This window comes from Actinomyces sp. ICM47, from assembly GCF_905369875.1.
Taxonomy (GTDB): domain Bacteria; phylum Actinomycetota; class Actinomycetes; order Actinomycetales; family Actinomycetaceae; genus Pauljensenia.
In genome coordinates this window covers 1-12,586 of the sequence record NZ_CAJPJE010000018.1, presented here as the reverse complement: position 1 = coordinate 12,586, position 12,586 = coordinate 1, and the positions used below count along the sequence as shown (strand labels likewise).

Genomic DNA, 12,586 nt, shown 5'->3' with positions numbered 1-12,586 from the left:
GCACAGAGAGATCCCCGGCCTCGTCCACATGAATAAATGAACGAGGCCGGGGATCCTCTATCCGCGATAGCTCACTCCTCGTGGGAGGAACCCTTCGCCAGATACTGAGCGACCTGGAATGCCATCTCCAGGCTCTGCTGATGATTCAAACGAGGATCGACGAGCGTCTCGTAACGATCACGCAGCGACTCGTCGTCGATATGCTCGGAGCCGCCAATCACCTCGGTGACGTCGTCACCGGTGAGCTCGACATGCAGGCCGCCCGGCACAGTGTCCGCTGCTTCGTGCGCCTCGAAGAAGCCACGGACCTCGTCCATGACCGTCTCAAAACGACGCGTCTTATATCCGGTCGACGACGTGATCGTGTTGCCGTGCATCGGGTCCGTCATCCACGTGATCGGTCGGCCATCCTCGCGCGCCGCCTCAAGCAGCGGAGGCAGCACCTCACGGATGCGTTCCGCACCCATGCGCGTGATGAAGGACAGGCGTCCCTCCTCGCCATCCGGGTTGAGGCGGTCGATGAGCGAGAGCATCTGATCGCGTGTCGTGGACGGACCAAGCTTGACCCCAATCGGGTTACGCACGCGCGACAGCAGCTCGATATGAGCGCCCTCCTCCTCGCGCGTCCGCTCCCCCACCCACAGGAAGTGGGCAGACGTATTGTAGGGCTCGCCCGTACGCGAATCAATGCGCGTCATCGCCGACTCATACTCCAGAAGCAAAGCCTCATGCGAGGAATACAGGTCCACGTCGCGCAGCGTCTCAAAATCAACGCCCGCTGCTCCCATGAACTTGATCGCGCGGTGAATGTCGGCGGCCAGCGACTCGTAGCGCGCATACGCCGGATTCGACATGAAGCCCTGATTCCAACGGTGTACCTGCCGCAGATCCGCATAGCCGCCCTTCGTGAAGGCGCGGATCAGGTTCAGCGTCGACGCCGCATGGTTATACAGGGACAGGAGGCGCTGCGGGTCGGGCTCGCGCGCCTCGGGAGTGAACTCGAACGAGTTGACCGCGTCGCCGCGATAGCTCGGCAGCGTCACGCCGTCGCGCGTCTCCAGGTCGGAGGAACGAGGCTTGGCGTACTGCCCCGCGATACGACCAACCTTGATGACCGGCAGTGACGCACCGTACGTCAGGACGACAGCCATCTGCAGCAGCGTCTGGATCTTCAAACGCACGTGATCGGCGGTCGCCTCCGCGAAGGTTTCGGCACAGTCTCCGCCCATCAGCACGAAGGCCTCGCCGCGGGACGCCGCACCCATCCACGTGCGCAGGTCATCGACCTCGCCCGCAAACACGAGGGGCGGCTGACGGCGCAGCTGAGCCGTCACCTCGGACACGGACTCGGCATCCGCGTACGAGGGCTGTTGGGCCGCGTCCAGGCCGCGCCACGTATCCCAGGGAGCGCGCTCCCCGGACTCGGGCGACCACAGACGCTCGGGGACGCGGCGGGTGCGAGGCTTACGCACAGGCTCCCCGCCGCGTCCGGGAGTGATGGAAGGAATCACGCGAAGCGACTCACTCGCCAGCCGGCTCGACGCTCTGGCCGATCTCGGCCATCATCTCGAGGAACCACGGAGCCGAGATATCGAAGGGCTTGCCACCCGCGATGCGCGGGAACGGGATAGCCTTCAGACGATCGTTGTCCTCTTCGTCGTGACCGATGACGCCGGACTCGCCCTTGAACGCGCACTCGACGGCCAGGTCGGTCATCGACTTGATCAGGCGCAGGTCGTCGGCGTTGGCGCGCGAGGAACGCGAGAAGTAGCCGGACTTCTGAACCATGACCTTCTCAGCGTCGATCTTCTCGGCGAACTGCTTGGCGAACCACTGGCCGGGGTTGATTGTGTCGAGCTTGACGTGGCCGAAGGGGTCGCGCTGGACCTCGCCACCGGCAGCCTCGATCTCCGCGATGATCTCGGGGACGCCAGCGCCCTCAGACAGGAAGATGTTGACGTTTCCCTGCTCGTCCATGATCGCCTTGAGTCGCTTGGCCTCGGCGTCCAGATCGATCTTCATCTCGGGCACGAAGATCGCGTGGATGTCCCAACGCTCCTTCGACAGGCCGATCGAGGGCACCCACTCCTGGGTCTTGAGCCACTCGTGGTAGCGGTGCGAACCCGCAGCGGTCAGCCACCCGCAGTGGCGGCCCATGATCTCGTGGATGATGAGCATGCGGGGGTTGGAGCGATGCTCACCGATAACGTTCTGGGAGTACTCCGACACCTCTTCGGCGGCGGTCCAAGCGCCGAGGGACTGACGGATCGGCACCACGTCATTGTCGATGGTCTTGGGCAGGCCCACGACGGTCAGGTGGTAGTCGTGCTCCTCCAGGTAGGCAGCAAGGTCGGCGGCCGTCGTATTGGTGTCGTCGCCACCGATGGTGTGCAGGACATCAACGCCGTCGGTGCGCAGCTGCTCGGCAGCCTTCTGCAGCGGATCCTCATCCTCGGCGACGAGGCCGCGCTCGACCAGGTTCTTCTTGTTCGTCAGCTTGACGCGGGAGTTACCGATCGGGGAGCCGCCGTAGCGGTGGAGGACGGCAGCGTGCTTACGAGCCTCCTCATCCACCAGCACGTAGTTGCCGGTGAGCAGGCCGTGGTAGCCATTCTGGTAAGCGATGATCTCAACGGAGGGATCAATTTCGTTGTAGCGCTCGATGAGTCCACCGACAGCGGAGGACAGGCACGGGGCGAAGCCACCTGCGGTCAGCAGGGCAACACGACGGACCGACATGAATGTCACCTTTCTCAGGTTGGTTAGGTACGGCCCCGCGCAGATAGACGAGCCGCGACACCCCGGCTGCCCGATGGGGCTGCCTAGTGCATGGACCCGCGCGTGAGCAGGGCACAGTTCATTCTACCTGGCCCGTGTCACGTTTCGCCAAGGACGCCCGTCCCACGGAACGATGCTGAAGCATCGTCCCGCGAGAGGCGATTACTTGGAGGAATCCTCCTTGTTCTCCTCCTCCGACGGTTCTTCTTCGGGAGCGGTCGGCACGGGCACGTCGGGAGCCGTGCGTCCGCCCGGGGCGGGGCGGCCGTTGGAGGGAACCGGCCCCTCGAATGCGCCCTCGGCTGCCAGCTGGGCCTTGACATCCGCGGCGTACAGGTCGACGTACTCCTGACCGGACAGCAGCATCAGGTTGTACATGATCTCATCGGTGATGGCGCGCAGCACGTAGCGGTCCTTGTGCAGGCCCTTGTAGCGCGAGAAATCGAGGGGTTCACCGATGACCATTCCAATGTTGGTGCGCGAGGGGATCTTCTGGCCGATCGGCTGGGCAGCGTGCGTGCCGATCATGGCAACGGGGATGACGGGCGCGCCAGACAGGAGCGCCAGGCGGGCGACACCTGTCTTGCCTCGGTAGAGGCGACCGTCGGGGCTACGCGTACCTTCGGGATAGATACCGAAAAGCTCGCCCGAGCGCAGGCGCTTGAGTCCGGCGTTGAGCGCAGCCTCGGAGGCGCGTCCGCCGGTGCGATCCACGGGGATGGTGCCGACCGCACGCATGAACTCCTTGGTCATCCAGCCCTTCACACCGGTGCCGGTGAAGTAGTCGGCCTTGCCCATGAAGACGACTTCGCGGTCAAGCATCATGGGCAAGAACACGGAGTCCCACACGGCATTGTGGTTGGAGGCCAGGATGGCGGGTCCCTCGGCGGGGACGTTTTCCTTGCCTCGAATCCACGGGTGATACGCAGCCTTCAGAACGGGACTGCCGGTCGCTTTGAGTGCCTGGTAGAACGCCACTGTGACTCCTCAATTGTCAGCGGGCGCGCGGGCGCGCGTTCGAATTAGTATCAACTCTATGACGAAAGAGACTCACGTGCGCAATTGTTCAGGAAGCATCGCGCCCGTGGGGTCGGACAAACGCTATGCTCGCGAGCTTGTTTCTGACACATTGTCTCGTAGTGCGAGACCGGAGGTTCAGCTGAGCCTCGACGCTGTGGGTACCCCGGCCTCGGACGGGCACTGGGTGGTCGTCGACCTGGAGACGACGGGTCTGGGCGGCGAAGCGGAGATCACGGAAATCGGCGCGGTGCGTGTGCGAGGCGGGTGCCTTGCCGACGAGTTCTCCTCACTCGCGCGTCCCTGCGCGCCAATTCCCCCGTTCATTACCTCCCTGACGGGCATCACTCCCGCGATGGTCGCCGATGCTGATCCTATCGGCCCGGTGTTGGAACGCTTTCTTGAATGGTCGGGCTTGGAGAGCGAGGATGCGCCTGTGCTCGTCGCTCACAACGCGTCCTTCGACGTCGGGTTCCTGCGCCGAGCGGCGCGCGCGTCGGGGCGTCCCTGGCCGAAGGTCCGGGTTGTGGACACGCTCGGCTTGGCGCGCTTAGCACTGCCCCGTCCGCTCGTGCGCAACAACAAGCTGGGAACCATCGCCTCGTACTTTGGAACCGCGACAGTCCCGGAGCACCGCGCGCTCGGGGATGCGCGTACGACGGCCGAGGTGTTGCTCGGCTTCGTAGACCTCCTGGCCTCGGCGGGCGTCACCGACGTGGAGGACCTGCTGGCCCTCAGCGATGCGGCTCCCTCCCGCCGCCCCGCCACGCCGTCCTTCGTCGCCGAGCTGCCGATCACTCCGGGTGTCTATCACTTCGTCGACGTCTCGGGGGATGCGCTCTACGTCGGGTCGGCCTCGTCCCTGCGCTCGCGCGTGGGCAGCTACTACACGCGTGCGGAGAAGCGCCCGAAGGTCCAGCGCATGGTGTCCCTGGCGACCGGGGTGCGTTCTTTTCCCACTACCTCCGTGCTGGAGGCGCGCGTGCGGGAGCTGCGCGACATCGCGGCACTGGCACCGCCATACAACTCAGCGTCGCGCAGGCAAGCCAATCAGCACTGGGTCGTGCGCGAAACAGATCGTGCCGTCGTGGTCCCCCGCGTCGGCCTCTCTGAGCTACCCCGGGCACTCGGCCCCTTCGGCACGCGTGCGCACGCTTCGCGGGCGGCGAGCGCGATCATGCGGGCGCTTTCCGAGAGCGAAGACGCGCAGGCCCCCTCTTTCATCGACGAGGCCGTGGCCGCTTCGTCGCTCACCGTTCCCGAGGCCCTCACCGCGGTCATGACGCGCCTTGGTGCCCAGGGCCTCTTCAAGTCGGCAGCCCGCGCGCGCGACGAGCTCGGTGCCTACATGACGGGCGTTGAACACGCGATGATGCGCCCGATCCTGGCTGCACCGCGCATCGTGTGGGGCGCGCGCCGAGACGCGGGTGAACCCGGATGGGTCATGCATGTGGCGTCCTATGGGCGCTACATCAATTCGGTCGTGGTGCCGCCCCGAACCGACCCCGCTGCATGGATCGAAGTCCTGACATCGACGCCTGTGCTCGAGGTCGATGGACTCGCGGCACAGGCAGCATCATGGTCGGAGAGCGCGCTCATCTGCGCCGAGCTGAGCGAGCCGGGCACGCGCCTCATCGCGTGGGAGTCTCCCCTGCCGTGGGCGGCACCGATGCTCAGTCCCCTACGCGACGGGCGGCTGCGTGAACTCCTCGCTCACGCAACCACCCATCCGTATGAACGCTCGCGCGCGTAGGCGCAAACAGGCTGTTAGGCGTTGGACGCGGCCACCCAGCGCTCAACCAGGCGTGCTCCGACACCGTCCGCGAGAGCAGCAAGACCGCGATCAACCGCGACGCGCATGCGCTCCTCAAAGTCGGCGGGACCGACCGGGTTGTCCAGGCCCTCCCAGGCCAGGATGCCCGCACCAACGTTGAGGGCGACGGCGTCGCGCACGGCGTCTGCTCCACCACCCGAGAGGACCTCGCGGGCCACGGCAGCATTCTCAACGGCTTCGCCACCAGCCAGGTCCTCGATGGCCGCCGACGCCATGCCGAGAGCGTCATGAGCGTCGAAAGCAACCTCGCTGACGCGACCGCCGTTCACGATCCACACCTGGTTCGTATCAGTTGTCGTCAGCTCGTCAAGTCCCGTGGTCGCGCCGCGGAAGACAAGGGCGGACAGCACGCGCGACGCGTAGACCCCCGCCATGAGGCGCGCGTTTTCTTCCTTGGCTGCCCCAATTGCGCAGGCTTGCACCTTCGCGGGGTTCGTCAGCGGACCAAGCACGTTGAAAGCTGTGGGGAAGCCGAGCGCGCGGCGCACTGGGGCGGCGAAGCGCATCGACGGGTGCATCTTGTTAGCGAAAAGAAACGCGATGCCGACCTCATCGAAAATGGAGCGCAGCTGATCGACCTCGACGTCCAGGTTGACGCCCAGCGCCTCGATCACGTCGGCAGAACCGGACTTTGACGTGGACGCCCGATTACCGTGTTTAACGAGGGGAATGCCCATCGCGGCCAGCACGATCGCGGACATGGTCGAAATGTTGACGGTCTTGTAGCCGTCCCCGCCCGTACCGACGATGTCGAGGGCGCGGCTGGGCAGGTCCACGCGCTGCGCGTGATCCTGCATGCCATCAGCGAGGCCGTGGATCTCCTCGACCGTGGCTCCCTTGATCGCCATGGCAGTCAGGAAGGAGGCGAGGCGGGCTTCACCCAGCTCACCGCTCATCACCTGGTCCATGAGCCAGTAGGACTGGTCGTAGTCCAGAGCCTCACCGGCGATGAGGGAAGCGATGATCGGACCCCATTCGCGCCGGCTCATCGAGCCGCCCCACGCAAGACCTCGGCGACAGTTTCCTGAAGGATGATCGGGTCAATCGGGTCGGAAACTGTGGCGGTGGCACCGGCCCAGGTGGCCAGCCACTCGTCCTGGGGGCGCGCCGTCAGGAAAATGATCGGGGGAACACCGTCACGGGTCTCCTGGAGATCCTGGGCGACGGACATGCCGCCCTCCTTCTTCGACTCGGCGTCGAGGACGAGCAACGCAAAATCCTGCTGGTCGAAGGCGTCGCGCACGCCGAAACCGGTGGCGGCCTCCACCCATTCAATGCGGGGCGTGTCCTTAGACGCACGCAGACCGATGCCGTTGATGACGGCGGTGCGCTTGTCCTTATCGTCGCTGAAAACCAAGATTCGAACGGTTTCGTCGCTCATGGAAGCTCTCCTTGCGTGTGTGGCGTAAATAGACGCGTTGGCCACATTCTAACGGGTTGCGGGCGGCTCCCCCACTGGGAGCCGCCCGCAACCGTTGACTGGAATCAAGTCGGAGTCAATTACTCCATCGAGGACACGCCGACGATGTCGACGATCATGACGCTCGCCTGAGCCGAAGCGCCCGACTGCCCGCCTGCGCCAGGAATCGGGGTGACCAAGAGGAGACGGGAACCAACCGTGTACCCGGCCAGACCGGCATCGGTCACGGGAGCTTCTTCAACCGCCTGCGCCCAGGTCGACTCAGTCTGTCCCTGCGCTCCGAATCCACCAGCGACCGCCTTGTACAGGAACGTCTGGCCGTTCGCCAGCTCCTCGCCGCTTCCCTTGTAGACCGTGTAGATCTTGCGTTCGGTCGGGACGCTCTGAGACTCGTCGATCGCCAGAGTTGGTTCGACGCCCGCGTCACCGGACACGGTGATACCTGCGGGCAGTTCCTCACCGGTCGCAGTCGCGCCGGTCAGGACAGATGCATCGGCGATCTTCTGAGTGCTCGCTGCCAGAATGTCAACCACGAACACCAGCGTGGAGTTCGCCGGGATCGAAGCGTTTGCCTGGGAACCGTAGCCGAGCGAGGAAGGAATAACCAGCTCGACGCGATCACCGACGTGCGTGTGTGCCAGGCCGTAGCCCCATCCCTTGACGACCTTACTGAGGGGGAACTCGATCGGCTGGCCCCTCTTGTAGGAGGAATCGAAGACGGTGCCGTCCCACAGCGCGCCAACGTAGTTGACCTTCACCGTCGCACCGGGGCACACGAGCGCGCCGTCACCCTGCTTGAGGGTCTTCACCAGGACCTTGTCGGTGGGTTCAGAACCCGTTCCCGCGGCGATGACGGGGGTGTCGTCGCCCGTGACACCGGGGAAAGACCCCTTTCCAGAGCGGTCAACGAACTTCTGCTGGTCCACGGAATCGTCGGTCGCACACGCGGAGTAGTCGATCTCGCTTGCCGAGACGGCGGGAGACGCGGACGACGTCGTGTTGGACGAGGAGGTCAGATCGGTGCAGGCGGAGAGGCCAAGTGCGAGGGCAACAGCGCCGGCGAGGGCGCCGAAGCGGCGCAGGGAGGACATCATGGGTGGGAGTCTCTTTCGGCTCAGTGGAAGGATTCGCCGCAGGCACAGGTGTTCTGGGCGTTCGGGTTGTCGATCGTGAAGCCCTGACGCTCGATGGTGTCAGCGAAGTCAATCGTGGCACCGCTCAGGTAGGGCACGCTCATGCGGTCGACGACGACCTCGACGCCGTCGAAGGAACGGATGGCGTCCCCGTCGAGCATGCGGTCATCGAAGTAGAGCTGGTAGATCAGGCCCGAGCAGCCACCGGGCTGCACGGCGATACGCAGGCGCAGGTCGTCGCGACCCTCCTGCTCAAGGAGGCTCTTCACCTTCGCGGCAGCGACGTCGGTGAGGGTGACCTCGTGGGTGGGAGCCTGAGTTGCTGACTCGGACATGGTGCTCCTTATCGTGCTGAATAGACGTATGCGCTTGACACAGTACTCCCCTGGCTGCGCCCCGCGCGAGAGGTGGAATGCGCGCTTAGCGTAACCACGTGCGCGCAATGCGCCTCCCGGCCTCGCGAAGGGCGACGCGCGCCTCCGTCTCGAAGACGCCATGAAGTCCCCATTCGGCGCGCTCCACATGGGACAGGCTGGAACGGACGGTGCAGCCGACGACCGGAAGTGCGTGCGCTCCAGCAGCTTTCGTCAGCGAGTCGAGCGTGGACGTAGCCAGCAGCGGCGAGGCCAACTCCGGTTCTGCCACAATCACCAGATCGGCGGACTCTAGCGCTTTATCGAGGATGAGGAGGTCATCGAGCAGCACTCCTGTGGGAACGATGCGCCCGCCGCTGGCGGCGATGATCGCGCCCACGCCGCCCCCCGCTCCGGATCCATAGCCGCGCGCAGGATGACCGACGGAACGCTCGATCAACTGGCGACGCCCCAGCGGCCGGTGCGCGAAGGCCTGCGTCAGCAACCCCGTGAGCGCTGTGTCCTGTTCCTCAAGGGGGGTGAGGTCGGGGCCGACCGCGAGCACCGAGTCGAGGCCCAATAGGGGCCGTGGCGTTGAGGCGGCGCACACGAGGTCGGTACCACTGGCTGCGACCAGTTCCTCGGCGCGCGCCAGGGCAGTAGGCAGTGCGTCGCCGCTCACCTCGGAGTCGGCCACGCCGAGCAGGCCCGCCAGGAAACCGAGTCCGCAGTCAGGAGAGGCGTTGTGGCCGCCTTCGACGACGATCCTCGGCTCCCCCAGCACCATCGCCACGCGCTCGCCAGCCTCACGAGTCGAAGCCACGTCGGTGGGGACGCGCACGAACGAGGCCTGGGAGCGTGAGGCGGCCACGGCCTCGTCGAAGGTGGGTCCGGCACCGAACGGAAGGATCGCCGGCTCCGCGTCCGCGCAGCCGGCGAGAATACCCTGGCCGATCTCCCCCAACGCGACGCCGGTCGGTAGGAAGGGACGCGCCCCATCCCACCGACCGGCTATGACGACTCGCCTCACAGGGAGGCCAGGCGGGTCAGCAGTAGCGCCTCGGCGAGGATCGCGGCCTTCAGATCCGGGATCGACTGCGACTCGTCCTCGGAGTGCGCGTTCGTCAGCGGATCCTCAACGCCCGTGACAACGACCTGCGCGCCCGGGAAGATACGCTGGAAGTCCGAAATGAACGGGATCGAACCGCCCACGCCAATGTTGACGGAGGGCACGCCCCACGCCTCGGTCAGGCACTCGTGCAGAGTCTTCGTGACCAGAGAGTCCATGTCAGCCTGGTAGCCGGCACCTGCGTCCTCGCACGTGACCTCGACGCGCGCGCCGAAGGGAACATGGGAGAGCAGGAAGTCGGCCAGCTTGGCCTGCGCCTGCGTGGGGTCCACGCCCGGCACCGTGCGCATCGACAGACGGAAGCGCGTGTGCGGGGCAATCGTGTTCGACGCGTTGGAGACAGGGCGGGCATCAAAACCGATGACGGAGATCGACGGCTTCGTCCACATGCGGGCCGCGATATCACCGGAACCAGCCAGCTGCAGGCCCTCAACCATTCCTGCTGCCTCGCGCAGTTCCTCCTCCGGCCAATCAACGTCCGCGTGATCCGAGCCGCCCAGCCCCGGCACCGCAACGTCGCCCTTTCCATCAAAGAGAGACGCAATCAGCATCGAGGAAATCGCGACCGAATCGAGCAGGGGGCCACCAAAAGCACCCGAGTGCACCGCGTGATCCGCGACCGTGACGTCAACCGTCACGATAGCGTTGCCGCGCAGCGTCGACGTGACGGCGGGTTCGCCCGGCTTCCAATTCGACGAGTCCGTCACGACGATGACGTCAGCGGCGAGCTCATCCTTGTGAGCATCCAGGAAGGCAGTGAAGGACGGAGAGCCGATCTCCTCCTCACCTTCGATGAAGACAACAACGTTGACGGGCAGGTCCGTGCCCAGGATGGACAGCGAACCCAGGTGGACGGTCACGCCAGCGCCGTCGTCGGAGGACCCTCGACCGTAAATGCGATCACCGCGCACCTCAGCCTTGTAGGGATCCATGCTCCAACGGCTCAGCTCACCCACCGGCTGCACGTCGTGGTGGGCGTACAGGAGGACGGTCGGTGCTCCCTCAATGTGGGGCGTGTGGGCGACAATGGCGGGCTTGCCCTCCGTGCCATCCTCGGCCGTCTCGCGCAGGACCTTCGCAGCCAGGCCCAGGGCCTCAAAACGCTCCCTCAGATGCTCAGCACTGCGCTCCAGGTCAGCTGCGTGAGCCGGGTCCGACGACACCGACGGAATAGCGACCAGCTGCGTGAGTTCCTCCAGGAGAGACGGGAAAGCAGCCTCGAGGCGCTCCCTTAAAACGGACGTCGACAATTCATGTGAAGTTTCAGCCATACGCACAGGGTAGACCATGATAGTGCACGGCGGGGGGCCTATCGGCTAGCCTTGGAGCGTGTTTGGACGAAACAAAAACAACAGCGACGAGACCTCGACGACCGTTGAGCCTGTCTCGACCACGCCCGGCGGCAAAAAAGGTCGCCCCACGCCGAAGCGCAAGCAGGCCGAGGCCGCCCGCCTTCACCCCCTCGTACCCGCCGACCGCAAGGAAGCAAAGCGGGCAGCGAGGGCGGCGCGCAACGCCCGCTGGGAAGCCGAACAGCGCGCCCTGGTAACGGGTGATGAGAAGCATCTGCCCGCGCGCGACAAGGGAAGCGCACGCCGCTTTGTGCGCGACTACGTCGATGCCCGTCATTCGTTCTCCGAGTGGGTTCTCCTCGTCATGATGGCCTCCATCATCCTCATCATGATCCTCTCACTCTTTGGCAACACAATCCCCGAGCAGACACAGATCTACATCCTCTACGGCTCCACGATCCTCATGTACGGCTCCTTCATCGTCACCGGCATCGAAGCCATGCTCGTATGGCGTAAGATCAAAGCCGCCTTCACGCAGGAACACCCCCGCGACGAGATCCCGCGCGGCACCGGCTACTACACTTTCTCGCGCATGATCATGCCGCGCCGCTGGCGCTCCCCGCGCCCCCAGGTAGCACGCGGAGAGTTCCCCAAGTAACCCCCGCGGCATTCTCACTCACGGCCCCGCACCCATCCACAGGGTGCGGGGCCGTGACTGTTGTTTCCACAGGCCTGCCGCGTGTCACCCTGCTATCCACAGGGTGGCGCACGCGGCTGGAGTTGAGCGGGTCCAGGGCGCGATCCTGACATACATGCGGCACCAACGCCGCTCCTACCGGAAGGACACCGCCATGCGCGTCTCACTCACGCTCACCGCGACCTCGCAGGTCCACATCGATGACGAGGACACATCGGTGACGCTCCACGCTACCCCCACCGGCGAGGCCACCACGGCCTCGACCGTTCCCACAGACGACCTGACCGATTGGGTCCCCGACTCCGAGCAGGACACCACGGCCTCGGCGCAAACGGAACCCAGCGTCGATTCTCCGTATGAGGATCCCACCGAGGAGGGACCGGTGCGCGAGGGCATGTACGGGCCCATGCACTGGCTCGACGACCGCCACGTGACGGCGTTGCTCGCTCCCTACATCTGCGAAGGATGGGACACGGGCGACTACGCGCGCTTCGCTGATCTGTCGGGCGAGGAAGCGCGCAGGCTGCGCACGCTCCTGCCTCCGCTCGCACGCGATGACCGACAGAACAACGCTCCGCGCATCTCCGACCTGCTGCGCGCTGCCACCCGAATCGACGGTCTCACGCTCGAAGGATATGTCATCCGCGCTCCCCGCTGGGATGAGCGCGTCAGCATCGACACCGTATGTGTCCCCGAGTCCGCGATCATCGCCCACACCGGACGTCCCATTGACGACGCCTCCTGTCCGGCGTACGAACACTGGCTGACCCTCGCTCAGGTCCTCGGGCTGGGAGCCGACGCCGTCCCTCCCGACGAGATGCGATTCCTCGTGCGAGACGCATCATCCACACGCTGGTGGTGGGCATGGTGGGACTAATCAACTACCCTTGGCGCTATGATCCGACGCGCGTACACCTGGACCTTCCGACACTT

Annotated in this window: 11 protein-coding genes and 2 pseudogenes; 3 read left to right on the top strand and 10 right to left on the bottom strand. The window is 65.3% G+C overall.

Annotated elements, in window-relative coordinates; genetic code table 11:
- Nucleotides 1-71 precede the first annotated feature (71 nt).
- The 3 genes from QZ149_RS05240 to QZ149_RS05230 form a co-directional block, all read right to left on the bottom strand.
- Nucleotides 72-1,511, bottom strand: a complete 1,440-nt coding sequence (locus QZ149_RS05240) for a class II 3-deoxy-7-phosphoheptulonate synthase (RefSeq protein WP_291450221.1) — start codon at nt 1,509-1,511, stop codon at nt 72-74.
- Between the two features lie 10 nt (nt 1,512-1,521).
- On the bottom strand, nt 1,522-2,739 hold the full coding sequence (locus QZ149_RS05235; protein ID WP_009648598.1) for a pyrophosphate--fructose-6-phosphate 1-phosphotransferase: 1,218 nt from the start codon (nt 2,737-2,739) through the stop codon (nt 1,522-1,524).
- Nucleotides 2,740-2,940: 201 nt separating this feature from the next.
- A complete protein-coding gene (locus QZ149_RS05230; RefSeq protein ID WP_291450218.1) occupies nt 2,941-3,756 on the bottom strand; it encodes a lysophospholipid acyltransferase family protein in 816 nt (271 codons plus the stop codon).
- 196 nt (nt 3,757-3,952) lie between these two features.
- Between QZ149_RS05230 and QZ149_RS05225 the strand changes: the two genes are divergently transcribed.
- Nucleotides 3,953-5,548, top strand: coding sequence for an exonuclease domain-containing protein (locus tag QZ149_RS05225; RefSeq protein ID WP_291450216.1), 1,596 nt, complete (start codon nt 3,953-3,955; stop codon nt 5,546-5,548).
- 14 nt (nt 5,549-5,562) lie between these two features.
- Here QZ149_RS05225 and trpD read toward each other — a convergent pair whose 3' ends face one another.
- From trpD to QZ149_RS05195, 7 genes and pseudogenes are all read right to left on the bottom strand, one after another.
- Nucleotides 5,563-6,618 (bottom strand): anthranilate phosphoribosyltransferase, encoded by a 1,056-nt coding sequence (gene trpD, locus QZ149_RS05220; protein WP_291450215.1) that lies wholly within the window; start codon nt 6,616-6,618, stop codon nt 5,563-5,565.
- Entirely contained in the window at nt 6,615-7,010 is a 396-nt protein-coding gene (locus QZ149_RS05215; RefSeq protein WP_291450213.1) for a hypothetical protein, read from the bottom strand. Before QZ149_RS05215 ends, trpD begins: the two co-directional genes overlap by 4 nt.
- Before the next feature lie 300 nt (nt 7,011-7,310).
- Nucleotides 7,311-7,418 (bottom strand): annotated as a pseudogene (locus tag QZ149_RS10005) (hypothetical protein); the annotation flags it as partial.
- 164 nt (nt 7,419-7,582) lie between these two features.
- A pseudogene (locus QZ149_RS10000) lies at nt 7,583-8,140 on the bottom strand (FKBP-type peptidyl-prolyl cis-trans isomerase); the annotation flags it as partial.
- Nucleotides 8,141-8,163: 23 nt separating this feature from the next.
- A complete protein-coding gene (gene erpA, locus QZ149_RS05205) occupies nt 8,164-8,517 on the bottom strand; it encodes an iron-sulfur cluster insertion protein ErpA (RefSeq protein WP_291450210.1) in 354 nt (117 codons plus the stop codon).
- 85 nt (nt 8,518-8,602) lie between these two features.
- The gene (locus QZ149_RS05200) at nt 8,603-9,565 is read right to left on the bottom strand and encodes a glycerate kinase (protein ID WP_291450209.1); all 963 of its coding nucleotides are present in this window, start codon (nt 9,563-9,565) and stop codon (nt 8,603-8,605) included.
- Complete coding sequence (locus tag QZ149_RS05195) at nt 9,562-10,935, bottom strand: M20/M25/M40 family metallo-hydrolase (protein WP_291450208.1); 1,374 nt, start codon at nt 10,933-10,935, stop codon at nt 9,562-9,564. The genes QZ149_RS05200 and QZ149_RS05195 overlap by 4 nt, the downstream gene beginning before the upstream one ends.
- Nucleotides 10,936-10,993: 58 nt before the next feature.
- Between QZ149_RS05195 and QZ149_RS05190 the strand changes: the two genes are divergently transcribed.
- Nucleotides 10,994-11,614: a DUF3043 domain-containing protein gene (locus QZ149_RS05190; protein ID WP_291450206.1), complete on the top strand. Its 621-nt coding sequence runs from the start codon at nt 10,994-10,996 to the stop codon at nt 11,612-11,614.
- Between the two features lie 193 nt (nt 11,615-11,807).
- A complete protein-coding gene (locus tag QZ149_RS05185; RefSeq protein ID WP_291450205.1) occupies nt 11,808-12,530 on the top strand; it encodes a hypothetical protein in 723 nt (240 codons plus the stop codon).
- Nucleotides 12,531-12,586: the final 56 nt, after the last annotated feature.

Bases quoted from the DNA above. Each gene is read 5' to 3' on its own strand.
- QZ149_RS05235 (WP_009648598.1), bottom strand. From the start codon at position 2,739: ATGTCGGTCCGTCGTGTTGCCCTGCTGACCGCAGGTGGCTTCGCCCCG.
- trpD (WP_291450215.1), bottom strand. From the start codon at position 6,618: ATGAGCCGGCGCGAATGGGGTCCGATCATCGCTTCCCTCATCGCCGGT.
- QZ149_RS05215 (WP_291450213.1), bottom strand. From the start codon at position 7,010: ATGAGCGACGAAACCGTTCGAATCTTGGTTTTCAGCGACGATAAGGAC.
- erpA (WP_291450210.1), bottom strand. From the start codon at position 8,517: ATGTCCGAGTCAGCAACTCAGGCTCCCACCCACGAGGTCACCCTCACC.
- QZ149_RS05195 (WP_291450208.1), bottom strand. From the start codon at position 10,935: ATGGCTGAAACTTCACATGAATTGTCGACGTCCGTTTTAAGGGAGCGC.
- QZ149_RS05185 (WP_291450205.1), top strand. From the start codon at position 11,808: ATGCGCGTCTCACTCACGCTCACCGCGACCTCGCAGGTCCACATCGAT.